This window comes from Paracoccus mangrovi (assembly GCF_042648425.1).
Lineage (GTDB): Bacteria > Pseudomonadota > Alphaproteobacteria > Rhodobacterales > Rhodobacteraceae > Paracoccus > Paracoccus mangrovi.
On the sequence record NZ_JBHRXJ010000016.1, the window covers coordinates 30,785 to 55,655 of the forward strand.

Annotated in this window: 22 protein-coding genes; 15 read left to right on the plus strand and 7 right to left on the minus strand. The window is 64.3% G+C overall.

Annotation, left to right across the window (positions count from 1 at the left end; genetic code table 11):
* The first annotated feature begins 53 nt into the window (after nucleotides 1-53).
* Genes ACFOMH_RS17160 through ACFOMH_RS17180 form a run of 5 tightly spaced genes read left to right on the plus strand, consistent with a single transcriptional unit; the run spans nucleotide 54 to nucleotide 5,030 of the window.
* Entirely contained in the window at nucleotides 54-1,559 is a 1,506-nt protein-coding gene (locus ACFOMH_RS17160) for a sugar ABC transporter ATP-binding protein (RefSeq protein ID WP_377746027.1), read from the plus strand.
* Nucleotides 1,552-2,544: an ABC transporter permease gene (locus tag ACFOMH_RS17165; protein ID WP_377746029.1), complete on the plus strand. Its 993-nt coding sequence runs from the start codon at nucleotides 1,552-1,554 to the stop codon at nucleotides 2,542-2,544. The genes ACFOMH_RS17160 and ACFOMH_RS17165 overlap by 8 nt, the downstream gene beginning before the upstream one ends.
* A complete protein-coding gene (locus ACFOMH_RS17170; RefSeq protein ID WP_377746031.1) occupies nucleotides 2,541-3,539 on the plus strand; it encodes an ABC transporter permease in 999 nt (332 codons plus the stop codon). The genes ACFOMH_RS17165 and ACFOMH_RS17170 overlap by 4 nt, the downstream gene beginning before the upstream one ends.
* A 4-nt stretch (nucleotides 3,540-3,543) precedes the next feature.
* The gene (locus ACFOMH_RS17175; RefSeq protein WP_374426898.1) at nucleotides 3,544-4,392 is read left to right on the plus strand and encodes a sugar phosphate isomerase/epimerase family protein; all 849 of its coding nucleotides are present in this window, start codon (nucleotides 3,544-3,546) and stop codon (nucleotides 4,390-4,392) included.
* A complete protein-coding gene (locus ACFOMH_RS17180; RefSeq protein WP_377746033.1) occupies nucleotides 4,392-5,030 on the plus strand; it encodes a nucleoside/nucleotide kinase family protein in 639 nt (212 codons plus the stop codon). The genes ACFOMH_RS17175 and ACFOMH_RS17180 overlap by 1 nt, the downstream gene beginning before the upstream one ends.
* 92 nt (nucleotides 5,031-5,122) lie before the next feature.
* On the opposite strand, the gene ACFOMH_RS17185 is transcribed toward ACFOMH_RS17180, so the two are convergent.
* Nucleotides 5,123-6,001, minus strand: a complete 879-nt coding sequence (locus ACFOMH_RS17185; RefSeq protein ID WP_377746034.1) for a MurR/RpiR family transcriptional regulator — start codon at nucleotides 5,999-6,001, stop codon at nucleotides 5,123-5,125.
* A 285-nt stretch (nucleotides 6,002-6,286) separates the two neighbouring features.
* Here ACFOMH_RS17185 and ACFOMH_RS17190 point away from each other — a divergent pair, with 285 nt between their 5' ends.
* Both ACFOMH_RS17190 and ACFOMH_RS17195 read left to right on the plus strand, forming a co-directional pair.
* Nucleotides 6,287-7,360 (plus strand): DmpA family aminopeptidase, encoded by a 1,074-nt coding sequence (locus ACFOMH_RS17190; protein ID WP_377746036.1) that lies wholly within the window; start codon nucleotides 6,287-6,289, stop codon nucleotides 7,358-7,360.
* Nucleotides 7,361-7,441: 81 nt separating this feature from the next.
* Entirely contained in the window at nucleotides 7,442-8,869 is a 1,428-nt protein-coding gene (locus ACFOMH_RS17195; RefSeq protein ID WP_377746037.1) for an MFS transporter, read from the plus strand.
* A gap of 66 nt (nucleotides 8,870-8,935) precedes the next feature.
* Here ACFOMH_RS17195 and ACFOMH_RS17200 read toward each other — a convergent pair whose 3' ends face one another.
* Genes ACFOMH_RS17200 through ACFOMH_RS17215 form a run of 4 tightly spaced genes read right to left on the minus strand, consistent with a single transcriptional unit; the run spans nucleotide 8,936 to nucleotide 12,116 of the window.
* Nucleotides 8,936-9,742 (minus strand): ABC transporter permease, encoded by an 807-nt coding sequence (locus tag ACFOMH_RS17200; protein WP_377746039.1) that lies wholly within the window; start codon nucleotides 9,740-9,742, stop codon nucleotides 8,936-8,938.
* Between the two features lies 1 nt (nucleotide 9,743).
* Nucleotides 9,744-10,469, minus strand: coding sequence for an ABC transporter permease (locus tag ACFOMH_RS17205; protein WP_377746040.1), 726 nt, complete (start codon nucleotides 10,467-10,469; stop codon nucleotides 9,744-9,746).
* 60 nt (nucleotides 10,470-10,529) lie between these two features.
* Nucleotides 10,530-11,318, minus strand: a complete 789-nt coding sequence (locus tag ACFOMH_RS17210) for a transporter substrate-binding domain-containing protein (protein ID WP_377746042.1) — start codon at nucleotides 11,316-11,318, stop codon at nucleotides 10,530-10,532.
* Nucleotides 11,319-11,342: 24 nt separating this feature from the next.
* Nucleotides 11,343-12,116 carry an ABC transporter ATP-binding protein gene (locus ACFOMH_RS17215; RefSeq protein WP_374426922.1) on the minus strand — a complete coding sequence of 258 codons (774 nt, stop codon included), beginning with the start codon at nucleotides 12,114-12,116 and terminating at the stop codon, nucleotides 11,343-11,345.
* A gap of 221 nt (nucleotides 12,117-12,337) precedes the next feature.
* Between ACFOMH_RS17215 and ACFOMH_RS17220 the strand changes: the two genes are divergently transcribed.
* From ACFOMH_RS17220 to ACFOMH_RS17230, 3 genes are read left to right on the plus strand one after another with little or no spacing between them, the layout of a single operon-like run.
* Nucleotides 12,338-12,958 carry a TetR family transcriptional regulator C-terminal domain-containing protein gene (locus ACFOMH_RS17220; protein ID WP_377746044.1) on the plus strand — a complete coding sequence of 207 codons (621 nt, stop codon included), beginning with the start codon at nucleotides 12,338-12,340 and terminating at the stop codon, nucleotides 12,956-12,958.
* A 5-nt stretch (nucleotides 12,959-12,963) separates the two neighbouring features.
* A complete protein-coding gene (locus ACFOMH_RS17225) occupies nucleotides 12,964-14,151 on the plus strand; it encodes a pyridoxal phosphate-dependent aminotransferase (RefSeq protein ID WP_377746045.1) in 1,188 nt (395 codons plus the stop codon).
* Nucleotides 14,151-15,785: a 5-guanidino-2-oxopentanoate decarboxylase gene (locus tag ACFOMH_RS17230; protein ID WP_377746047.1), complete on the plus strand. Its 1,635-nt coding sequence runs from the start codon at nucleotides 14,151-14,153 to the stop codon at nucleotides 15,783-15,785. The genes ACFOMH_RS17225 and ACFOMH_RS17230 overlap by 1 nt, the downstream gene beginning before the upstream one ends.
* Nucleotides 15,786-15,853: 68 nt before the next feature.
* Here the strand turns inward: ACFOMH_RS17230 and ACFOMH_RS17235 are convergent, their stop codons facing one another.
* Both ACFOMH_RS17235 and ACFOMH_RS17240 read right to left on the minus strand, forming a co-directional pair.
* Nucleotides 15,854-16,936, minus strand: coding sequence for a YeiH family protein (locus ACFOMH_RS17235; RefSeq protein ID WP_377746049.1), 1,083 nt, complete (start codon nucleotides 16,934-16,936; stop codon nucleotides 15,854-15,856).
* Between the two features lie 138 nt (nucleotides 16,937-17,074).
* Nucleotides 17,075-18,586: a CoA-acylating methylmalonate-semialdehyde dehydrogenase gene (locus tag ACFOMH_RS17240; RefSeq protein ID WP_377746050.1), complete on the minus strand. Its 1,512-nt coding sequence runs from the start codon at nucleotides 18,584-18,586 to the stop codon at nucleotides 17,075-17,077.
* A 212-nt stretch (nucleotides 18,587-18,798) separates the two neighbouring features.
* On the opposite strand from ACFOMH_RS17240, the gene ACFOMH_RS17245 reads away from it, so the two are divergent.
* From ACFOMH_RS17245 to ACFOMH_RS17265, 5 genes are all read left to right on the plus strand, one after another.
* Entirely contained in the window at nucleotides 18,799-20,301 is a 1,503-nt protein-coding gene (locus ACFOMH_RS17245) for an aminotransferase-like domain-containing protein (protein WP_377746052.1), read from the plus strand.
* Between the two features lie 110 nt (nucleotides 20,302-20,411).
* Complete coding sequence (locus ACFOMH_RS17250) at nucleotides 20,412-21,515, plus strand: ABC transporter ATP-binding protein (protein WP_377746054.1); 1,104 nt, start codon at nucleotides 20,412-20,414, stop codon at nucleotides 21,513-21,515.
* 48 nt (nucleotides 21,516-21,563) lie between these two features.
* Nucleotides 21,564-22,619, plus strand: a complete 1,056-nt coding sequence (locus tag ACFOMH_RS17255; protein WP_377746056.1) for an ABC transporter substrate-binding protein — start codon at nucleotides 21,564-21,566, stop codon at nucleotides 22,617-22,619.
* Between the two features lie 65 nt (nucleotides 22,620-22,684).
* Entirely contained in the window at nucleotides 22,685-23,950 is a 1,266-nt protein-coding gene (locus ACFOMH_RS17260) for an ABC transporter permease (RefSeq protein ID WP_377746057.1), read from the plus strand.
* 3 nt (nucleotides 23,951-23,953) lie between these two features.
* On the plus strand, nucleotides 23,954-24,805 hold the full coding sequence (locus ACFOMH_RS17265) for an ABC transporter permease (protein WP_377746059.1): 852 nt from the start codon (nucleotides 23,954-23,956) through the stop codon (nucleotides 24,803-24,805).
* Nucleotides 24,806-24,871: the final 66 nt, after the last annotated feature.

Sequence of the window (24,871 nt, forward strand, 5' to 3'; positions counted from 1 at the left end):
GCAAGAATGCCGCGGGCAGCAATGCCCGTGGCGCCAGAGTTCAGGGGGTATAAATGGCAGGCAACGGGGGCGAAAGCTTCGCGCTGCGCCTGAAAGGCGTCTCCAAGGTGTTTGGAGGGGTCAAGGCGCTCGACCACGTGGATTTCGACGTGCGCGCCGGCGAGGTGCATTGCCTTGCGGGCGAAAACGGCTGCGGCAAATCCACACTCATCAAGATCGTGGCCGGCGTTTATCGCCCGGAATCCGCCGAGCTGATCGAGCTGTTCGGCGAGAAGCTCGAGGCCATCAATCCGGTGGTGGCCCGCGCCAAGGGCGTGTCGGTGATCTGGCAGGATCTGGCGCTTTTCCCGAATATGAGCGTGGCCGAGAACATCGCCTTTGACGATCTCGTCGGCCTGCGCCCGCGCGGCGTCGATTATGCGACGATGAAGACGCGGGCCGCGGCCGTGCTGGCCCGCCTTGGCGTGACGCTGGATCTGGCCGCGCCGCTTGAAAGCCTGCCGATCGCGCAGCGTCAGGTCGTGGCCATCGCCCGCGCGTTGATGAACGACGCACGGCTGATTTTCATGGACGAGCCGACCGCCTCGCTGACGCAGGCGGAAACCGACCGGCTGCTGGATATCGTGCGCAAGCTCTCTGCCGATGGCGTCGCGGTGGTCTTCGTCAGCCACCGCCTGGCCGAGGTTTTGGACATTGCCGAGCGGGTGACGGTGGTGCGCGACGGCAAGCTTGTCGGCGTCTATCCCACCGAGGGCATGACGCAGGCGCGGCTGGGCGAATTGATGACCGGCCATGTCCTCGAGGACAAGGTGGTCGCGACCGACAGATCGGCGGCGCCCGTGGTCTTTGAGGCGCAGGGGCTGAGCCTGCCCGGCCAGTTCGAGGGCATCGACCTGACCATCCGCGCGGGCGAGGTCGTCGGTCTGATCGGCCTCATTGGCGCGGGCCGGACCGAGCTTGCCCATGCCATGATCGGCATGAGCCAGCCGACCGCCGGCTCGGCGCGCCTGAACGGCGCCGCCTATCGGCCCGGATCGATCCGCGAGGCGATTGCCAAGGGCCTCGCCTATGTTTCGGAGGACCGGCTGCAACTCGGCCTGTTGCAAAAGCAATCCATCGCCGACAACGCGGCCATCGCCGTCCTGAACCGGCTGCTCGACCGCTTCCGGCTGATTTCCTTGGCGGATAAATACGCGCTGATCGCCGGCTGGGGCAAAAAGCTGGGGATCAAGATGGGCGCGCCGGACAACCCCATTTCCACACTGTCGGGTGGCAACCAGCAAAAGGTGGTGCTGGCCAAATGGCTTGCGACCGAGCCCAAGCTGATCATCCTCGACAGCCCGACCGTGGGCGTCGATGTGGGCGCGCGCGCCGGCATTTTCCGCATCGTGCGCGACCTTGCCGATCAGGGGCTGGCGATCCTTCTGATCTCGGACGAGGTGACAGAGGTGCTTTATAACTCTGACCGGGTGCTGCACATGGCGCATGGCCGTCTTGTCGGCAGCTACGATCCGCGAACGACCTCGGTTCAGGAACTGGAGGCCGCGATCTATGCATGACTTCATCAGATATCGCCGGGTCGAGTTCCGCCTTTTCGTCGTTCTGGCGGCGCTTTGCGTTCTGTTGTCGCTGACGACGGACACGTTTCTGACCTTTGGCAATCTCAGTTCGCTGCTCAATAACAACTCGGTCAACCTGATCTGGGCGGTGGGCCTGTTGGTCGTGCTGATCTCGGGCGGGATCGACATCTCCTTCGCCGTGGCATCGAGCGTCGTCCAGTATCTGGCGGCCAAGTTCCTGATCGGCATCGGTGGCGGCAACTGGGTTCTGGGCTTTCTTGTCTGCGGCGGCATCGGCATCGCGCTTGGCCTGATCAACGCGGCGCTGATCTATGGCTTCAACATCATCTCGATCATCGTCACCATCGCGACCTTCAACGCCTATTTCGGGCTGCTGATGTATTTCAGCGGCGGGCGCAGCATCTATTCCCTGCCCGACTGGTGGACCGACCGCATCGCGATCTTTTCGCATCAGGCCGCCGATGGCAGCTGGTCCGATTTGACCCTGCCTGTCGCGGTCATGGCGGCCTGTGTCGGCGCCACCTGGTTCCTGATCCGACGGATGAACCTTGGCCGCCAGCTTTATGCCTTTGGCGACAACCCCGAGGGCGCGCGCCGCGCCGGGGTCAACCTTGCGGTGATGCAGGCGCTGGCCTTTGGCTGGTGCGGGCTGATGGCCGGGATCGCCGCGCTGATGCAGGTGAACATCGTGCAAGAAGTCGTGCCGAACGCCCTTTACGGGCGCGAACTTGACGTGCTGGCCGCCGTGGTTCTTGGCGGCGCACGGCTTGGCGGCGGCAAGGGCACGGTCACCGGCTGCATCCTTGGGGTGATGTTCGTGGCGATCACGCAGAACGGCCTCAACCTTCTGGGCATCTCGCCCTTTGCCTTCCAGATGATCATCGGGGCCGCGATCCTGATCGCGATTTCCACCTCGAACATCGATTTCGGCAAGGTCCGGGCCTTTGCGGGAGAGCGGAAATGACAGCCATCATGGACCGGGCGCGGGCCTTTTTCGGGCGCGAGACCTTTGGGCTTCTGATCCTCATGGCGATCATGGTCGTGGGCTTCAGCCTCGCCAGCCCGAAATTCCTGACGCCCGCGAACCTTGCCTCGATGGGCTTTCAGGCGCCGCTTCTGGGGCTTTTGACCATCGCTATGTTGGCGCCGATGATCTCGGGCGGCTTCAACCTTGCCGTCATCTATACCGCCAATATCTCGGGCCTCGCGCTTGCTGCGGTGCTCTTGCATTTTGGCGGACCCGAGGCCGGGTTCGGCGCGATCCTTCTGGGCATCGCGGCGGCGCTGATCGCCGGCACGCTTGCGGGCGCGGTGATGGGCGTGGTCATTGCCTATGTCGGCGCGCATCCGATCCTGGTGTCGCTGGCGATGATGATCTTTCTGCGGGGCCTGGGCGAGTTCCTGACCAAGGGCGGCGACATCTCGGGCTTTCCCGAAAGCATCGCGGTCCTTGGCCATGGCAGCCTTTTGGGCATCCCGGTGCCGCTGATCCTGTTCGGGCTGGTGGCGCTGGTCTGGCACATCCTTCTGCGTCGCAGCCGCCACGGCTTTTCGGTCTATATGGTCGGCTCGAACATCCGCGCGGCGGAATATTCCGGCCTCAACACCAAGCGCACGCTGGTGATGATCTATGCGCTGTCGGGCATGGTCTGCGCCATCGCCGGCATCCTGATGCTGGCCCGGTTCAACTCGGTCCGCGTCGGGCATGGCGAGGCGCTGTTGCTTGTCACCGTCCTTGCCATCTTTCTTGGCGGCATCGATCCCTTTGGCGGGCATGGCAAGGTCGCGCCGGTGATCCTTTCGGTTCTGATCCTTCAGATCCTGTCCTCGGGGCTGAACCTGATCGGGGCAAACCAACACCTCGCCACGGCGGTCTGGGGCCTGTTCCTGATCGCGGTGATGATCCTGCGATCCGACAAGCTGGCGAGTTTCTCACGTTTCATCCTCAGAAAGGGCTGACATCATGGAAGGTTTTGGCGTTCACACCAGCATGTGGACGATGAACTGGGACCGCGCGGGCGCCGAGCGCGCCGTCGCGGGCGCCAAGAAATACGACGTCGATTTTATCGAAATACCGATGCTGCGCCCGCATGAGATCGATACCGACCATACCCGCGCGCTTTTGGAAAAGAACGGCCTGCGCGCCATCTGCTCGCTTGGCCTGCCGCAGGAATGCTGGGCCTCGGTCCACCCGGAAAAGGCCGGCGAATACCTGAAACTCGCGCTCGACAAGACCAAGGCCTGCGGCGCCGAGGCGCTGTCCGGCGTCACCTTCGGCGGCATCGGCGAACGGACCGGCGTCAGCCCGACCGAACAGGAATACAGCAACATCGCCAAGGCGCTGGCCGTCGGTGCCGCGCATGCCAAAAAGATCGGCCTGCTTTTCGGGATCGAGCCGGTCAACCGCTATGAAAACCACCTCATCAACACCGGCTGGCAGGCGCGCGACATGATCCACCGCGTCGGCGCGGACAACATTTTCATCCACCTTGATACCTATCACATGAACATTGAGGAGAAGGGCGCGGGCAACGGCATTCTGGATGCGCGCGAGTTCCTCAAGTACATCCACCTGAGCGAAAGCGACCGCGGCACGCCCGGCGAAGGCACCTGCGACTGGGACGAGGTTTTTTCCACGTTGGCGGCGATCAACTTCAAGGGCGGCCTCGCCATGGAAAGCTTTATCAACATGCCGCCCGAGGTGGGCTTCGGCCTTGCCGTCTGGCGCCCCGTCGCCGAAAGCCATGATGAGGTGATGTCAAAGGGTCTGCCGTTCCTGCGCAACAAGGCGCAGCAGTACCGGCTGATCTGATGGCATCGACGGTCGGTTTCGACGGTCTTGTCACGGTCGCGCGGGGTTTACTCGCGCGGCCGGGGCGTCAGGTTCTGGCGATTGCCGGTGCGCCGGGCGCGGGCAAGTCGACGCTGGTCGAAAAGCTGGCCGAGGCACTGGCAGGCGAGCCCGTCGCGATTCTGCCGATGGACGGCTATCACTACGACGATGGTGTTCTGCACGCGATGGGCCGCCGCCCGTGGAAGGGCGCGCCCGACACTTTCGACGTGGGCGGCCTAAGAACCACGCTCAAGCGCCTGCGCGACCCGGCCGAGGGCGCCGTCGCGGTGCCGGTCTTTGACCGCAATCTTGAGATTTCGCGCGGCAGCGCCCGGATCATCGGCCCCGAGGTGCGGCTTATCCTGGCCGAGGGCAATTATCTGCTGCTCAAGCGCGATCCATGGCCCTCGCTTCGCGCGCATTTCGACGCGACGGTGATGATCGACGTGCCCGAGGCGGAACTGAAACGGCGGCTTCGCGGGCGCTGGGTCGGCCACGGCCTGACCCCGCCCGAAATTGACACCAAGCTCGAGGACAACGACCTGCCGAACGGGCGCGTCGTCATCGGAGAAAGCATCGCGCCGGATTACCTGTTGCGGGCGGAACAGGGCGGCTAGATCCCGCATCTTGGCGGCGACCAGTCCCGGCGCCGAAACCTGTACCATGACCCGACCGGGCGGGCGACCAACGACCGGCGCCCGGTCGCGACCTAATACAGGTTCAGATCCTTTAGCAGCCGCGGCCAGGCATCGATGCGTTCACGGGTGCGGTCCGGGTCCTTGCCGGCGACGGCATGGACGATCAGGTTCAGCAAGGTGGCCATGGGGCCGGTGCTTTCCAGAAACGTGCCGACCTTGGTCGCGCCGTGAAACACCAGCGGGGTCTGTTCATAGGCCCAGCTGTTGAATTCATCGGTGATGACGATCAGCTCAAAGCCCAGCTTGCGGCACAGCGCGGCAATGGGCGCTGCCTCGCGCGCATAGGGTACGACATCGATCAGGATCAACAGACGGCTGCGCGGTCTCTGCCCCTGATGGGTGACCCATTCCGACAGGCCCGAATCATGGGGCGACAGAAAGCGCACGGAATTGCGGGTGATCGCCAGACGGCGGGCGAAATCCTCGGCCAGGCCGCGAATGGTCTGAAACCCGGTGACATAGACCACGTCGCGATCCCAGATAAGGTCGATGGCCCGCCGCCATTCCGGCCGCTTCAGCTGGGCCGTCAGGCTCAGGATCGCCTCGGCCTCACGGGTGATCGCGGCGGCGATGTCATCGGGCAGGCCCGCCACATCGCCGGCCATATCGCCGGGCGCCTCGCCCATGCGATCCGCCAGCCGCGCGGTTTTCAGATCGCCCTTCAGCGCCGCCATGCCCTTATAGCCGATGCGCCGCAGAAACCGGCTGACGGTGATTTCGCTGACCCCCGCCTTGGCCGCCAGCGAAGCCCCGGTCTCAAGCGCAAGATCGGCCTCGTTCAGCAACAGGAACCGGGCGATGCGGGCCTCGGATTTGGTCAGATCGGGCAGGCACGCCTTGAGATTGGCGGCGAATCTGCTGTCGACCGAGATATTGGGGCGATCTGTCATGGCGCAGTTATATCATTATTGAAAAATGATAGACATCTGTCATTATCTGCGCCGGGACAGTCGATCCGCGCCGCGCAAACCGGCGCCTCGACCGAAGGGGGACGGGCAAATAATGCGATCAGGGGCAGGTCTGGCACGGGGTTTACCGACAGCGGGGACAGAGGCCCCAGTCTGGCCGAGGACCGGCGCCTTCGCAACGGCCTATCCCCGCCCGCCTGTGCCCCCGCCTGCGTATCCCGCCTGCGTACGCCCCCTGCGTCCCGTGAACAGAACTGAGAGGACATCATGACAAAACCGCGCGCCCGGGATCTGGGCATACCCTTCGACGGCGAAACCGGGCCGCTGAATGCGATCACCGATGTGGCGGGGGTATCGGTCGGCTATGCGACGCTGACCGATCCGGCGCGGAACATGCGCACCGGCGTCACCGCCATCATCCCCCGCAGCGACGAGACCGGCACCCCGACCCCGGTCTGGGCCGGTCAGTTCGATCTGAACGGCAATGGCGAAATGACCGGCACGCATTGGATCAACGATGCGGGCTATTTCATCGGGCCGGTATGCATCACCGACACGCATGGCGTGGGCGCGGTCCATAGCGGGGCGACGAAATGGATGCTGGACCGCTATGGCGATTATTTCGCCAAGGAACATGCCTGGGCGATGCCGGTCGTGGCCGAAACCTATTCGGGCGTCCTGAACGACATCAACGCCATGTTCGTCGAGCCGCATCACGCGATCGAGGCGCTGAACGCGGCACAGGGCGGGCCGATCGCCGAAGGGTCGGTCGGGGGCGGCAACGGCATGATCTGTTACGAATACAAGGGCGGCACCGGCACCTCGTCGCGGATCGTGCGGCTGGCGGGGCAAAGCTATACGGTCGCGGCGCTGGTTCAGGCCAATCACGGCATCCGACCCTGGCTGACCATCGCGGGCAAGCATCTCTGGCCGGAATTCGACGATCACCTGTTGCTGTCGCGCGAACAGGGCTCGATCATCGTGATCATCGCCACCGACGCGCCGCTGACCGGCTTGCAGCTGCGCCATTTCGCCAAGCGCGCGGCGCTTGGCATCGGGCGGGCCGGAACGCCGGGGGGCAATAATTCGGGCGATATCTTTCTGGCCTTTTCGACGGCGAACCGCGCCGCGACCATGCCGCAGCTGGATCAAGAGGTGCTGAGCCACAGCCATATCAACAACGAATTCCTTGATCCGTTCTATCTGGCGGCGGTCGGCGCGGTGAACGAGGCGGTGATCAACGCCCTTGTCGCGGGCGAGGACGCGCCGACCTTCAAGCCGCCCGGCTACACCGTGAAGGCCATCGATATCGACAAGCTGCGCGAGGTGTTCAGCCCATAGCGCGCCATCGCGCGAGGGGCGGGGAAAATGCGCCCGCGCGGCAACAGACCGCCGGGCGGCATCACATAAAGGGAGGAAAACATGAACACATCCACATCCGGCGCCGAAGCGCCGCCGGCGCAGAAGGTGCCGTTTCTGGTCAAGCTCGGCTATTCATTCGGCACTTTCGGCGAATCCATCGCCTATAATCTGTTCTACGTCTATTTCCTGCTGTTCCTGACCGCCGTGGTCGGGCTGGATCCGGCGATTGCGGGCACGATCTCGCTGGTGGCGATCGTCTGGGACGGGATCACCGATCCGCTGGTCGGCTATCTGTCGGACAATTCGCGCAATCGCGCCGGACGGCGGCGGCCGTTCATCCTGCGCTTTTGTGCGCCGCTGGCGGCGGTGCTGGTCTTGCTGTTCACGGTCTTTCCCGACCTGTCGGGACCGGCGCAGGTGTTTTATTTCCTGCTGATGAACGTGCTGTTCTGGACCATGTTCACCCTTGTCGACGTGCCCTATATCGCCCTGGGCGGCGAATTGTCGGATGACGGCAACGAACGGACCCAGATCCGCACCATGGCGACGATGTGGAATTTCGTGGGCTTCGTGGTGGTTGCCGCCGGGACCGTGCCGCTGGTCGTATCGCTGGCCGATCCGGTCGGTTATCCGGGGGAAAAGGCCTTCGCCGATCCCGGCGCCTGGGGCAAGGTGGTCATCGCCTTTGGCTTGCTGGTGCTGGTGGCTTTTCTGGTTGCCCATGTCGCGACCCGGGGGCGCGAAACCACCGTCCCGCAAAAGGACAGCGCCACCAGAGCCGGGTTCATCGGCGACTATCTGTCGGTCATGCGCATCCGCGAATTTCACCCGCTGATCGGCTTTAACGTGATCAGCCAGATCGGCGGCTATATGCTGACCGCGCTGGCGGTGCATTACTTCATCTATCACATGGGCGCGTCCGAAAGCCAGATTTCGACCATCTTCCTGGTCTATGGGATCATCGTCGTCGCCATCTCGCCGCTGATCGGCGGGGCCGCCAACCGCTTTGGCAAGAAGCCGGTGCTGATCGCCTGCAACGGGATCAATGTGCTGATCTTTCTGTATTTCTGGCAGGCGGGGTTCAACTTTACCAATGTCTATCTGTCGACCGCCGGCATCGGGCTTTATTTCGGGTCGTTCTATATTCTGGCCATCGCCGCGACCTATGACATCGCCGAACTGGACAAGGTGCGCCGCAATGACCGCGAAAGCCGGCAGGGCATCATCTTTGCCTTTTTCTCGTTCATGATGAAGATCGGCGTCGGGCTGGGCATGTTCTTCAGCGGGCTTTTGCTGAAGGCGACGGGATTCGATCCGACGGCGGCACAGCAATCGGAACGCGCGCTATGGGGTCTGCATCTGGGCTTTACCCTGATCCCGGCGATCCTGTTCCTTTTGGGGATCGCGATCCTGTCCCGCTATCCGATCAGCCGCGCGCGACAGGTTCAGATCGACGACGAGGTCAAGATGCTGGACGCGGCCGGCTGATCCCGGCGGGCGCAGGGGCCGGTACGGGTCCCTGCGCCCTTTGCGATGCGGGCATGATGGCGGGGGCTAGGACTTGACCGGCACCGCGTTCTCGAACCGGCGAAAGATCCAGACAAGGATCGCCGTCAGGACAAGATAGATCGCCGCCAGCAGCAGCAAGGGTTCATAGGTCAGATAGGTTTCCTGCCGCACCCGCGAGATCACCCCGTAAAGATCGACCACCGTCACCGTCGCCACCAGTGGCGTGGATTTCAGTTGCAGGATGGTTTCGCCGTTCAGCGTCGGCAGGGCGCGGTGGATCGCGCGCGGCAACCAGATACGGCGCAGGATCTTGCCCCGCGTCATGCCAAAGGCCTGTCCGGCCTCTAATTCGCCCCGGGGGACACCGGCAAAGGCGCCGCGCATCACCTCGCCCTCATAGGCGGCAAAGGACATGGTCAGCGCCACCAGCCCATAGGGCCATGCCTCGCGCAGATAGGGCCAGAGCATGCTGTGACGGATGCCGGGGATCGACGGGAAAAGCGAGCCAAGGCCATAATAAAGCAGCCAAAGCTGCAACAAAAGCGGCGTGCCCCGGATCACCGTGCAGAACCCGACCGCCGGCGCCTTGAGCCACCACGGTCCGGTCACCTGCACAAGGCCGATGGGCACCGCCAGCAGAAAGCCAAGGATGACCGAGCCGAAGAGCATCATCAACGTGACCACCAGCCCCTGCGCAAGGCGCGGCAGATAGTCGGGCAACCAGTCCCAGCGTCCAAAGACGACGACCGCCGCGACCAGCGCGATCCCGATCAGGATCAGCAGGATCCGGTGCGGCGGAATGCGCAGCCCGGCGCGGGATTCATCGGTGGCGAAATCGTCGGCGGCATTCATCTTATGCACCCCTTACAAGACCGCGACGCGCCCGGCGCTCGATCACGCCGATGGCTGCGGTCGAAACCAGCGACAGCGCCAGATAGAGCGCACCGGCGGTCACGAAAAACAGCATGTAATGCTTGGTCGCGCCGGCGGCCTGGCGGGTGACAAGGGTCAGCTCGCTGAACCCCACCACCGCCAGAAGCGCTGTGTCCTTGGTCGCGACCAGCCACAGATTCGCCAGCCCAGGCAGCGCAAAGGGCAGCATCGCCGGCAAGGTGATGCGCCGCAGCGTCTTGGCCGGGGACATGCCAAAGGCCTTGGCGGCCTCAAGCTGACCGGGGGCGATCGACCGGATCGCGCCCCGGATCACCTCGGTCGCATAGGCGCCCTGCACGATGCCCAGAACAAAGATGCCGGCGGCCAGCGCGCTGATTTCCACGGTGCCATATCCCATCATCACCAGCACCTGGTTCAAAAGGTCGGCCCCCGCGTAATAGAGGATCAGGATCAGCACCAGTTCCGGCACCGCCCGGACGATGGTCGTATAAAGCCCCAGCAGATCCCGCAGGACCGGGCCGCCGTAAAGCTTGCCCACTGCGCCGAAAATGCCGATGAGCAATCCCAACGAATAACCGCCGATGGCGATCTGCAACGTCTTGACGAATCCCGCCAGCAGCACCCCACCCCAGCCGGGCGGATTGAACGCAAGCAAGCTCCAGTCGATCAGGCCGTGCGGTTCCATATGAGGATCCTGTTTCCGAGTGATGAGAGGGGGCCCGGATGCCGGGCCGGACCAGCGGCCCTATTCGCCGTAGACGTCGAAATCGAAGTATTTCGCGTTGAATTTGGCATAAGTGCCGTTTTCGCGAATGGCCTTGATCGCCGTGTTCAGCTTGTCCTTCAGCTCGGTGTCGCCCTTGCGCAGGCCGATGCCCACGCCCTGCCCCAGCACATCGTCATCGGGCGCCACGCTGCCCTTGATGTCGCAACAGGCGCTGCCGGTTTCGCTGTCCAGAAAGGTCTGAAGCGCCAGCTGATCGGCCTGAACCGCATCGACCCGGCCGGCGGCAAGGTCGTTATTGGCCTCGTCCTGGGTCTGGTATTCCTTGATCGTGGCGCCGGCGGGTTCGAAATGCTTTTTCGCATAGGCCTGATGGATGGTCGAAGCCTGAACCCCCAGAATCTTGTCGTTCAGCCCCTCGGGCGTGGCCTCGAACTGTGTGTCCTTCAGCCCGATCACCAGTGTCGGAACCTTGTAATAGTGATCGGTGAAGTCGATGGTCTTTTCGCGTTCGGCGGTGATCGACATCGAGGTGACGATCATGTCGATCTTCTTGGTGTTCAGCGCCGGGATGATCCCGTCCCATGAAACCGGGGTGATGACGCAATCCAGCTTCGCCTCGGCACAGACGGCATCGGCAAAGTCGATTTCCCAGCCGCTCCACTTGCCCGAGGCATCGGGCACGGTAAAGGGCGGATAGGGCTCGGCCGCGACGCCGACCTTGACCTGTTCGGCGGCCGCCGGCCCCGTGACAGCAAGCCCAACGGCAAGCGGCAGACCCGTCGCAAGAACCTTCAATAGCTTTTTCATTCTGTTTCCCTCCTCCCGGATTTTTCAGTGGATCGAGCTGATGAATTTTTTCAGCCGTTCGGATTTCGGCGCGCCAAAGCATTCCTCGGGCGTGCCCTCTTCGGCGATCTTGCCCTCGTGCAGGAACACGACATGGCTGGCCACCTGACGCGCGAATTTCATCTCATGCGTCACAAGGATCATCGTGCGCTTTTCCTTGGCCAGATCGCCGATCACATGCAGCACCTCGCCCACCAGTTCCGGGTCCAGCGCCGATGTCGGTTCGTCAAACAGCATCGCATGGGGATCTACGGCCAGCGCGCGGGCGATGGCGGCGCGCTGCTGTTGTCCGCCCGACAGAAAGCCCGGATAGGCATCACGCTTGGCCTTAAGCCCGACCCGGTCCAAAAGCGCCTCGGCGCGGGCGATGGCCTCGTCCCGGGACACGCCCATGACCTGCACGGGCGCCTCGATGACATTTTGCAGGACGGTCATGTGCTGCCACAGGTGAAAACCCTGAAACACCATGCCCAGCCGGCTGCGGATGCGCTCGATCTGGCGGCGATTGGCCGGCATCTGTCCGCCCCGGCCGTCGGTCTTCATCTGGATTTCTTCGCCATGGATCGCGACCGATCCCGAGGTCGGCATTTCCAGCATGTTGACACAGCGCAGAAAGGTCGACTTGCCCGAGCCGCTGCCACCGATGATGGCGATGACATCCCCCTTTTTCGCCTCAAGCGAGATGCCCTTCAGCACCTCGAACGCCCCGAAACGCTTGTGCAGATCCTTGATCGAGATGGCTGCTTCCCGCTCGCTCACTCCGACTTCCTCCCCTTTGAACGTCCCGGGAATCGCGCCCCGGATCTGTTTTCATGCAGTATCGTCAATGATTTGCGCAAAACTCTCTGACACCTTCCTGTCAGATGACGTCGCGGATTCTCGAAACTATACACTTGAATAGTTTTTCTACAAATGCACAATTTCAGAATGAGAGAAAAAGCAACGCCGGAGAGAAAGACGTGACTGGTTCGTTCAGGCGCATGCCCGATTTCGATCGGCAGGCAGACATGATCGAGACGACGCTGGACTGTATCGCCGATCTTGGCATCCAGGCCACGACGGTGCGCGCGGTCGCGGCACGGGCCGGTATCAGCAACGGCTTGATCCGGCATCATTTCGGGTCCAAGGAAAACCTGCTTCTCGCCGCCTATCGCCGGACGATCGAGATGATGACCGAGCCGGCGCTGGCGGTGTTGCAGGCGACCGAGGGCACCCCGCATGAACGGCTGGCCCGATTCGTCGTGGTCTCGCTCAGCGGGGCGGTGGCCGATCCGCGGCTCTTGTCGCTTTGGGCGACCTTTATCAGCCAGATCCATATCGACCCGAATCTGTCGCGCGCGCATCGCGCCGGTTATCACGCCTATCGCAACGCCGCCGAGGCGCTGATCGGTCAGGTGCTGGATGCCGAGGGGCGCGCCACCACGGATGCCGAACGCAAGCGCGCCGCCATCGCCATCAGCGCCGTGATCGACGGCCTGTGGATCGAGGGCGGGCTCAGCGACGGGGAATTCGACGAGGAGCTGCAAGTCTCGATCGGCCTCAGATCGGTCGAGGCGCTCTTGGGTCTTTCACTCCCGGATATCACACAGAAAAGGAGCTAGGCGGAATGCGCTATGCGTCGATCACCGAACGGCTGGCGGGCCTTGGCTCGGGCAAATGGGATATTCACCTGCGCGGCCGCAAGCTTGCGGCCGAGGGCAAGCCGGTGATCGAGCTGACCATCGGCGAGCCGGATATCCCCCCCGACGACCGCCTGCTGGATGTCTGCAATGCCGCCATGCGCGCCGGCCGCACCCGCTATTCCAACGGCCGGGGCGAGCCGGAATTGCTGGCGGCGCTGGCGGCGAAATACAGCAAGCGCAGCGGCCGCAAGGTCACGCCCGAGAATGTGCTGGTCGTCACCGGCACGCAAACCGCGCTTTACGCGGCGATGATGGCGCTGGTCGGGCCCGGCGACAAGGTGCTGATCCCCGACCCTTATTACGCCACCTACGAGGCCGTCGTGCGCGCGCCGGGCGCCGAACTGGTGCCGGTGCCGCTGGACCCGGCGCGCGGCTTTCACCTGACCGCCGCCGCGCTGGAAGCCGCGATCACGCCCGACGCCCGCGTGCTGTTGCTGAACAACCCGCATAACCCCAGTGGCGCCTCGCTGTCCCGGGCCGAAATCGCGGCCATTGGCGAGGTCTGCCGCCGGCATGACCTGTGGATCGTCAGCGACGAGGTTTATGAGCAGCTGATCTTTGACGGCGACTTCGCCTCGCCTTTCGACATCGCCGAACTGGCCGAACAGACGGTGGTGCTGTCTTCGCTGTCCAAATCCCATGCCGCGCCGGGCTTCCGCTCGGGCTGGATCATCGGGCCGGCCGAGTTCTGCAACCGCCTGTTGCCGATCTCGGAAACCATGCTCTTCGGCGTGCAGCCCTTTATCTCGGACATGGCCACCTATGCGCTGACCCATGACCTGCCGACCGCCGCATTGATGCGGGGCGCCTATGCGGCGCGGGCGGGCATCATCGCCCGGACGCTGGGCCAGGTGCCCGGCCTGCGCCCGGTCACGCCCGAATCCGGCATGTTCGTGCTGGTGGATGTGGGCGGCACCGGGCTGGATGGCGCCGCCTTTGCCGCGCGGCTTCTGGATGAGCAACTGGTTTCGGTCATGCCGGGCGCGTCCTTTGGCGCGGTGGCGCGAACCTTCATCCGGCTTAGCCTGACCGTCCCCGACGAGGTGCTGGCCGAGGCCTGCACCCGCATCGCCACCCTTGCCCGCAACCTGACCCACGCCGAGGTGCTGTGATGACCGATACGACCGTAGGGCTGGAACTGGTCCGCCATCTCGAGGCGCTTGGCGTCGATGTGGTCTTTGGCATTCCGGGCGTCCACACGACCGAGCTCTATCGCGGACTTGCCACCTCGACGATCCGGCACGTCACCCCCCGGCACGAGCTGGATGCGGGTTTCATGGCCGATGGCTATGCCCGCGCCTCGGGCAAGCCGGGGGTCTGTCTGCTGATCACCGGGCCGGGCATCACCAATGCCATCACCGCCATGGCACAGGCGCGGGCAGATTCGATCCCGATGCTGGTCATTTCGGGGATCAATGCGCTGGCGACCCATGGGCATTATCGCGGCCACCTGCACGAATTGCCCGACCAGTCCGCCACGCTGAAAACCATCGCCAAGCATTCGGAACGCCTGATCCGTGCCGATGACATCGCCGATGCGCTGGCGCGCGCCATGGCGGCGATGAACAGCGGCCGCCCCGGCCCGGTCCATATCGAGATCCCGACCGACCTGATGGAGGCCCCGCTGAGCCAGCCGCGCGACCTGCCGCCCTCGGTGGCCGCCCCCATGCCGGATGCACGCCTGATCGATCAGGCGGCGGGGCTTTGCGCCAAGGCTGTCGCGCCGGTGATCCTTGCCGGTGGCGGCGCGGTCTGGGCGGATGACGCATTGCGGGCGCTGGCGATGCGGCTCGACGCGCCGGTCGTCACCACGACGAATGCGCGCGGGCTGCTGGCCGGTCACGCGCTGGCCGTCCCCGCCAGCCCCAGCCTGCCCCCGGTCCGCGCGCTGATCGAGGCCAGCGATCTGGTCATCGCCGTGGGCACGCAATTCGGCCCGACCGATTACGACGCCTATCTTGATGGCGGCTTCAAGGCGCCGCCGAACACGATCCGTATCGACCGCGACCCCGAGGCGGCAAAAACCAGCTTTCCCGCCACCGTCACCCTGTGCGGCGACAGCGCGGCGGTGCTGGATCGGCTGAACGCGGCGCTGGCCGCCCCGCCCGCCCCCTCGTCCACAGGGGCCGCGCGCGCGGCCGAGACGCGGCAGGCCGCGATGGCCGCGCTGTCGCCCAAGATGCAGGTGATGACCGAGGTTCTGGCGGTGATCCGCGACACCTTGCCCGGCTGCACCATCGTCGGCGATTCCACCCAGCTCGTCTATGGCGGCAACCTTTATTGGGAGGCCGCCGCCCCGCGCAGCTGGTTCAACGCCTCGACCGGTTATGGCGCGCTTGGCTATGGCCCGCCCGCCGCGATCGGCGCAAGCCTCGCCCTGCCCGACGCGCCGGTGGTCTGTCTTGTCGGCGATGGCGGCTTTCAGTTCTGCCTCGGCGCGCTTGGCAGCGCGACGGACGAGGCCAGCCGGGTGATCTTTCTGGTCTGGAACAACAACGGCTATCAGGAAATCGAGGATCACATGGTCTCGCGCGGGATCACCCCGGTGGGTGTCCGCCCCTCGGCCCCCGATTTCCGCAAGATCGCCGAGGGCTATGGCATCCCCTCGGAACGGATCCGGCTGACCGACGGCAACAGCCAGGCGGCGCTTGCGCCCGGCAAGCTGGACCTCGCGCCGCTGGCCGCCGCGCTGATCCGCGCCCGCGCGGCCCAAGGTCCGGCGCTGATCGAGGTGATGACGCCATAAACCGGGCCGGTCGGAAAAACCGGCCCCGGCTTTCAGACGACCAATGATCCGCAGCAAGGGGGTCCGGCTCAGTGACCGAAACCCGTGCCGGCCATCGAAAGCAGCATGGAAAGCAAGGCGATAAAGAGACTGGCGAGCGCGCAAAGGATCATGGGACGCAGCCCCAGTTTCACGAGCTTGCCGAAATGGGTGTCAAGGCCCAGCGCCGACAGCGCCGCCGTCAGAAGGATCGGCGTCGCGGTGATCGCCATATGCCGGACCGCCTCGGGCACAAGGCCCAGAGTGTTGACGCCGGACAGGACCAGAAAGGCGATGACGAACCAGGGGATCAGCGCGGGACGCGGCCCCGGCATCGCGGCGCTGTCCCGGTCGCTGCTGCGGCGGGCGCGCGCGGCCAGACCGAAGACAAGCACCGCAAGCAGCGTCACCCGCGTCAGCTTGACGATCATGGCGATATGGCCGGCCTCTTCGCCATGCTGAAAGCCCGCGCCGACGACCTGCGCCACCTCATGCACCGAAAGGCCGATCCAAGTGCCATAGGTCGCAGGCTCCATCCCGATCCAGCTGCCGATCAGCGGATAGAGGAACATGGCAAGCGTCCCGAACAGGGTGATCGCGGCCACGGCATAGGTCACATCCTCGTCCTTGGCCTGAATCACGCTGTTCACGCCGGCAATCGCCGCGGCACCGCAGACCGAGGTTCCGGCCGCGACCAGCGTCGTCAGCTGCGGCTCGACCCGCAGCGCCCGGCCCAGAGCCAGCGTCACGAAGAACGTCGCGGCAAGCGCGATGGCGGCGCTGGCAAAGCTCCAGAAGCCAAGGTCCACGATCTGATCCAGCGTGATCTGCAGCCCCAGAAGGGACACCGCGATGCGCAAAAGCCGCTTGCCCGCGATATTCAGGCCCGGCCGCGTCTGCGGCGGCAGCGGGACAAGGTTGCATAGCACGACGCCGAAAAAGATCCCGATGATCATCGGACTTAACGCGGCAAGGGGGCCAAAGCCGCGCAGGCCGTACGCCGCCGCCGTGATGGTTGCCACCAGCCAGAGGCCGGGCAGATATTTGCCCAGAAACCCCCGCAGTTTCCGCAACGCCGCCGGATCGGGATTCTGCGACGGCAGGATCAACGGGGTTTCATTTGACTGCGGCATGGCCCGTCCGTTCTTCTGTGAATGCTGGTTCTGATGGGGATGGCTGACCGCAGACAGTGCGCCCCCGGGGCACATGGCCCCGGGGACTGTCCCTGGTCTGATCCACCGGCCCCAGGGAGGGGGGGCCGGTGCGTCCGGTCAGGAATTGGTCGTCTCGGACCCGGCATGGAAGTTGAAGACCGCCCCTTCGCGGATGCCCGAGGGCCAGCGGGTCGTCATCGTCTTCAGTCGCGTGTTGAAGCGCACGCCTTCCATCCCGTGGATATGGTGATCGCCGAACAGCGACCGCTTCCAGCCGCCGAAGGAATGATAGGCGACCGGCACCGGGATCGGCACGTTCACCCCCACCATGCCGATGCGGACGCGGCTGAAGAAGTCGCGCGCGGTATCGCCATCGCGGGTAAAGATCGCGGTGCCGTTGCCGTATTCGTGCTCGTTGATCATGCGCACGGCGTCCTCATAGGCCTCGGCCCGCACGACCGAGACGACCGGCCCGAAGATCTCGTTGCGATAGATCGACATGTCGGTGGTGACGCTGTCGAAAAGGCAGCCGCCAAGGAAATAGCCGTCCTCATAGCCCTGAAGCCGCAGGTCGCGGCCGTCGACGACAAGGCGGGCGCCTGCGGCCTCGCCCTCGGCGATATAGCCCTTGATGCGCTCAAGCGCCTCGCGGCTGATGACCGGCCCCATATCCGAGGCGCTGTCGGTATAGGGCGCCACGTTCAGCGACCGGATCCGGGGTTCCAGCTTTTCGATCAGCCGGTCGGCCGTGCCTTCGCCCACCGGCACCGCGACCGAAATCGCCATGCAGCGTTCCCCGGCCGAGCCATAGCCCGCGCCCATCAGCGCATCGACCGCCTGATCCATGTCGGCATCGGGCATGATGACCATGTGGTTCTTGGCACCGCAAAGCGCCTGCACCCGTTTGCCGGCCGCCGTGCCGCGCGAATAGATGTACTGGCCGATGGTGGTCGAGCCGACAAAGCTGACCGCGTCGATGCCGGGATGGTCCAGCAGCGCGTCGACCGCCTCCTTATCGCCGTTCACCACGCTGAAGACGCCGGGGGGAAGGCCCGCCTCGTGCAGCAGTTCGGCGATCCGCATGACGACCGAAGGATCGCGCTCGGAGGGTTTCAGGATGAAGGCGTTGCCGCAGGCGATGGACACCGGATACATCCACAGCGGCACCATGGCCGGAAAGTTGAAGGGCGTGATCCCGGCGACGACACCCAGCGGCTGGCGGATGGCAAAGCTGTCGACGCCCGTGGCGACCTGTTCGGAATATTCGCCCTTGAGCAGTTGCGGAATGCCGCAGACGAATTCGACCACCTCGATGCCGCGCGCGATCTCGCCCTTGGCGTCCGACAGAGTCTTGCCGTGCTCGGCCGAAAGCAGGGGGGCCAGCTCGTCGATATGGCGGTTCAAAAGGTCGCGAAAGCGGAACATAACCTGCGCGCGCTTGGCGGGCGGGGTCGCGCCCCAGGCGGGCTGGGCGGCCTGGGCGCGGGCAACGACGGCATCGACCTCGGCCTTCGAGGCCAGCGCGACCTCGCCGGTTTTCGCCCCGGTGGCGGGGTTGAAGATCGAGGCGCGGCGGCCGGACTGACCGGCAACCTTGCGACCGTCGATGAAGTGACCGATCTCTGACATGGGGCTGTCTCCTTGCATGCATGCCTGTCAGCCCCAACCGGGGCGGGATGCGGTGCAGATTGCGTCCGCGACCGGGCCCCGGCATAGGGACAGTCCGCCGCAACCCGCTGGCACAGTGGTGGGTCCCCGGGCCATCCCCTTGACCGGGGATGCGTTCTGGGCACCATGGCATGGGTCGACGGCGGCCCGAGAAATAGCGAGCGGGTGACCGGATGACGATGAACATGCGCCTGCCGCCTCTGGACCCTTCAAGCAACGTGCCCTTGCAGGACCAGCTGTGCGAAAGGATCTCGCTGGCCATTGCGGCGGGGCGGATCGGCACCGGCACGCGGCTGCCATCCTGTCGGGCGCTGGCGGCACAGATGGGCGTCGCAAGAAACACCGCGATCGCCGCCTATCAGCGGCTGATTTCCGACGGGCTGGTGGTGGCGACGCCGCGCTCGGGCTATTTCGTCGATCCCTCGGCCGATCCCTCGGCCTGGCAGGAACGCGGCGGCGCGCAGGGCGCGTCCGGCGTGCCGGGGATCCTGCGGCGGCATCCGCCGCGCTTTCATCCGGCCAGCCACCGCGTCATCTCGCGGCCTTGGGACTGGTCCTCGAGCCCCTATCCCTTTGTCTGCAACCAGCTGGATCCCGGCGAATTCCCGATGTCCGACTGGCGGCGCTGTTCGGCCTGGGCGCTGAGCCGGATGCTGGCGGCCACCACGACCAGCGACCATCTTTATGCCGATTGCTCGGAACTGGTCGAACAGCTGGTGACGCGGCTTTTGCCCCGGCGCGGCATCTTCGCCAATCCCGACGAGGTGCTGATCGTCGCGGGCGCCCAGCAGGCGATCTATCTGATCGCCGAGCTTCTGGGCGGCCCGGATCGCCGCGTCGCGGTCGAAGAGCCGGGCTATCCCGATGGCCGCAACATCCTGCAACTGCATTTCGGCGATGTCGTGCCCGTCGGCACGGATGCGCAGGGGCTGCGGGTGGCCGACCTGCCCGAGGATGCGACGGCGGTCATGGTCACCCCGAATCAGCAGTTCCCGCTGGGCGTGGTGCTGTCGCCGGAACGGCGGCAGGCGCTGCTTGACTGGTCGGACCGGACCGGCGGCGTCATCATCGAGGATGACTATGGCGCCGAGATCGAACCGGCGGGCACCGAAAGCACCGCGCTTTACAGCCAGAACAAGCGCGCCTTCATGCTGTATGTGGGATCGCTTTCCAAAAGCATCTCGCCGGGGTTGCGGCTGGGCTATCTGGTCGGGGCCGAGGATTTCATCCGCGAGGCCCGCGCGCTGCGCGGCATGATGATTCGCCATTGCCCGCCAGTCCTGCAAATGACGGCGGCACAGTTCATCCGTCTGGGCCATTACGATGCGCGGCTGACGCGGCTGAAATCGCTTTATCGGCGCCGGCTCGAGATACTGGACGCGGCCCTTGCCCGCCACATGCCCTATGCCCGGATCCAGCCCGACACCGTCGGTAGCATGCGGCTGGTGTCCCTGCCCGTGGCCTCGGCGGCCGAGGTCGAGACGCGGGCGGCGCGCGAAGGTGTGCTGCTGGATTCCACCGGCCCCTGCTATGGCCAGAGAGGCGCGCGCCCGGCGCTGATCCGCATCGGCATTACCGCCATCGGCGAGGCCCGGATCGAGCCGGGGATCAAGGCGCTGGCTGCCGTGGTCGACCGCTACAGATGCGAGCCCGACCCCCTGTCCCCCCCGTCCTGAGCCAGCCTGTCCTGCGGCCGGACTCTCTGTGCCAGCGAGTTTGACCGATCTGTGACTGTCCCTGTTGCTGCCCTTGGGTCAGCGTTGGAACAAATCAACAGGGAAAGCCCATGAATCAGAACCCAGCGTTCCTGGATTTCCGGAACGTCCAGAAAAGCTATGACCAACGGACACTCGTGGTCAAAAATTTCAATCTTTCGGTCCGGCAGGGGGAGTTCGTGACCCTTCTCGGGCCGTCAGGCTCGGGCAAATCCACGGTGCTGATGATGCTGGCCGGATTTGAAAGCGTCACGGCGGGCGACATCATGCTGGCGGGCAAGTCCATCGCGCATGTCGCCCCCTATAAGCGCGACATCGGGATGGTGTTTCAAAGCTATGCGCTGTTTCCGCATATGACGCTTGAAGAAAACCTCGCCTATCCGCTGCGTCTGCGCAAAGAACCCGCCGACAAGATCCGCGTTGCCGTCCAGCGCCATCTTGAGATGGTCGAGCTGGGCGCCTTTGGCAAGCGCACGCCAGCGCAGCTGTCGGGAGGACAGCGGCAACGGGTGGCGCTGGCGCGGGCGCTGATCTTTTCGCCGCGGCTCGTGCTGATGGACGAACCTCTGGGCGCGCTCGACAAGAAGCTGCGCGAACAGATGCAGCTGGAGATCACGCGCCTGCACAAGCAGCTGGGCTTTACGGTGATCTATGTCACCCATGACCAGACCGAGGCGCTGACCATGTCGGACCGCATCGCCGTCTTCAACAACGGCATCGTCCAGCAATGCGACGTGCCCGAGGCGCTTTATGAACGTCCCGGCAACGGTTTTGTCGCGGATTTCATCGGCGAGAACAACTTCCTGCCGGGCAAGGTCGAGGGGGTCGACGGCGACACGGTGCGCGTGCGCATTTCGTCCGGCGATGTCGTCACCACCCGCCGCGCCGATGCGACGGAAACGGGCGCGACCTGCAATGTCTCGGTCCGGCCCGAAAAGCTATTCATCCTGCCGAACGAGCATCCGTTCGATACGCAGCTGACGGCGACATTCACCACCCAACTCTATGTGGGCGATTTCATCCGCTATTTCTTCGTGCTGCCCGACGGCACCGAAATCGTGGTGAAGACACTGAACGATGTCTCGGCACCAAAACTGACCGAGGGACAGAGCGTGCGGCTTGCCGCGCTCAGCAAGGATTGCGCGGCCTTCCTGCCGCACAAGTCGGCCCACTAAGGGTCTGCCCGCAAGGGCCTAAAACCAACTGGGGGGAGAATACGACCAATGAAACATGTCAAACGGCTGGTGGCGTCCGCATCATTGCTGTGTCTGTGCACACCCGTGCTGGCGCAGGATCTGACCGTGGTGTCCTTTGGCGGCGCCTATGGCGAGGCGCAGCGCAAGCACATGATCGAGCCTTTCGAGGCCGAAACCGGCAAAATGCTGATCTTTGAGGATTATTCCGGCGGCGTGGCCGAGATGAAGGCGCAGGTCGAGGCGGGAACCCCGCTTTGGGATGTCGTCGATGTCGAGATGATCGACCTTGAACGCGCCTGTTCCGAGGGGCTTTTGGAGGTGATCGACAAGAGCCAGCTTCCCGCCGGCGAGGACGGCACCGCTGCGCAAGATGATTTCTACCCGGATGCCATCGCCAATGAATGCGGCGTGGGCGTGATCCTGTGGTCGATCATCTATGCCTTTAACCCGGCCAAATTCGGCGGCCAGGAACCGCAAAGCGTGGCCGATGTCTTTGACACGGCAAAATTCCCCGGCCCGCGCGCCCTGCGCAAACGCCCGCAGGTCAACCTGGAATGGGCCCTGATCGCCGATGGCGTGGCCCCGGCCGATGTCTACAAGGTGCTGGCCACCCCCGAGGGCCAGGACCGCGCCTTTGCCAAGCTGGACACGATCCGCGACAGCATCGTCTGGTTCGACAGCTGGTCGCAGGCGCCGCAGCTTCTGAACGATGGCGGCGCGGTGATCGTGCAATCCGCCAACGGCCGGATCTATGATGCGATCGTGAAGGACAAGGCCCCGTTCAAGATCAGCTGGGCCGCGAACGTCTATGACCTTGATGTCTGGGCGATCCTGCGCGGGTCGAAAAACGTCGATACGGCAATGGACTTCATCAAATTCGCCACCAGCACCACCCCCCTGGTCGGCGTTCAGGACGTGGCTTACGGGCCGACGCGCAAATCCTCTGCGGCCCGCGTCTCGCCCGAAGTGTTGCCGAATTTGCCCTCGAGCCATCTGAAAGAAGGTCTCAAGGCCGATTCCGCCTTCTGGGCCAATTACGGCGAAGCCTTGGGTGAGCGTTTTAACGAGTGGTTGTTGAAGTAAAGGCTCACCCCGGGGGGCGGGAAAACCGCCCCCCTCCCTTGCCGACCGCAACGAAAGGATGACCCATGTCCGTCGCCCTTCCTGCCGATGATCCGACCGCAGACCAGTTGAGCCAGGAAGAACGGGCCGCTGCGCGCCGCGAGGTTCGCGGATTGCGCCGCCGTGCCCTGTTTCTGGTGCTGCCGCTTTTGATCTTTCTGATCGTCACCTTTGTCTATCCGATCGGGGCGATGCTTTCCCGCTCGGTCTATAATCCGGTTGTCTCGGAACTGATCCCAGACAGCGCCAAGGCGCTTTCGGCCTGGGACGGCACCGGCATGCCCGACACGGCGGCCATCACCGCCTTTGCGCTGGACCTGCGGCGCCTGCAAGAGGAACGGAACGCCGGGCGGCTGGCGCAGGAATTAAACCGCATCACGCCCGGCCTTTCCGGCACCGTGCAAAGCACCGCCCGCAAACTGCGCACCATCGCCCCCGAAGAGCTGGCCGCAGACGCCCCCGCCACACTGACCGGAATCGACCCGGCCTGGTCGCAGCGGCCCGTCTGGGCCACGCTGAAAGAGGCCACCCGCGTCTTTACCGACCGCAATTTCCTGACCGCCCTCGATCTTGAGCGGGCCGAGGATGGCAGCATCAGCGGCCGGACCTCTGCCCGGATCTATCTGAAGCTCTATGCCAAGACGATGAAGATCGGCTTTTTCATCACCCTGCTCACGCTGGTTCTGGGCTATCCGCTGGCCTATTTCCTGACGCATCAGCCGCGGCAGCGGGCCAATATGCTGATGATCTTTGTCCTCCTGCCGTTCTGGACCTCGCTTCTGGTGCGCACGACGGCCTGGATCGCGCTTTTACAGACCAACGGGGTGATCAACTCGCTGCTGATGGGTCTTGGCCTGACCTCGTCGCCCATCGAGGTGCTCTATACCGAAACCGCGACGATCATCGCGATGACGCATATCCTTTTGCCCTTCATGGTGTTGCCGCTTTACTCGGTGATGATCAGCCTTGACGGCAGCTATGTGCGGGCGGCGATGTCGATGGGCGCAACCCCGTTCCGCGCCTTTCTGACCGTCTATCTGCCGAACACCGTGACGGGGATTTCGGCGGGGGCGATGCTCGTCTTCATCATCTCGGTCGGTTACTACATCACGCCCGCGCTGGTGGGCGGGACCGATGGTCAGATGATCTCGAACCTGATTGCCTTTCACATGCAGCAATCGAACAACTGGGGCCTTGCGGCGGCGCTTGGATCGCTTCTGCTGGCGCTGATCCTGGTGCTTTACTGGATCTTTGACCGGCTGTTCGGCATGGACAACATCAAGCTGGGATAAGCGATGAAACCTCACTGGCCCGCCTATTACACCCTCGCGCAGAAAGCCGGCTCTCTGGGGGTCACTTTCTACGCCTGCCTGGTGCTGTTCTTTCTGATCATGCCGATCCTTGTGATCGTGCCGCTGTCGTTCAACGCCCAGCCGTTCTTTTCGTTCACGCAGGGGATGCTGCGGCTGGACCCGGACGCCTATTCGCTGAAATGGTATCGCGAGATCATCGACAATCCGAACTGGATGCTGGCGGTCCGCAACAGCTTTTTCATCGGCATCGTCGCCACATTGCTGTCGGTGGCGCTCGGGACGCTCGCGGCCGTCGGGATGACCTGCCCCTATATGCCCGCGCGGCGGCTGATCATGGCGATCATGCTGTCGCCGATGATCGTGCCGGTCATCATCATCGCGGCGGGCATGTTCTTTGCCTTTTCGCGCTTTGATCTGGTCGGCACCTTCACCGGCCTGATCATCGCGCATACGGTGCTGGGCATTCCCTTCGTGCTGATCTCGGTCTCGGCCACGCTGTCGGGGTTCGACACCTCGCTTTACCGCGCGGCGCTCAATCTCGGGGCCTCGCCCATGCGGGCGTTCCGGGACGTGACGATGCCGCTGATCCGGCCGGGGGTGATTTCGGGCGGGCTTTTCGCCTTTGTCACCTCATTCGACGAGGTGGTGATGGTGATCTTTCTGGCCGGCCCCGGTCAGCGCACCATCCCCCGGCAGATGTTCGCGGGCCTGCGCGAACAGATCAACCCGACGATCCTTGCCATCGCGACGGCGCTGATCGTGGTGTCGATCCTGTTCCTTGTGTCAATCGAGCTTTTGCGGCGCCGGACGGAACGGCTGCGCAGCGGCGGCTAAGGCCGGCGGGCGGGTCAAAGCATGCCGGTTGGGGCTATGATGCGGCCCTGGCCGGCGGCGCGCCTG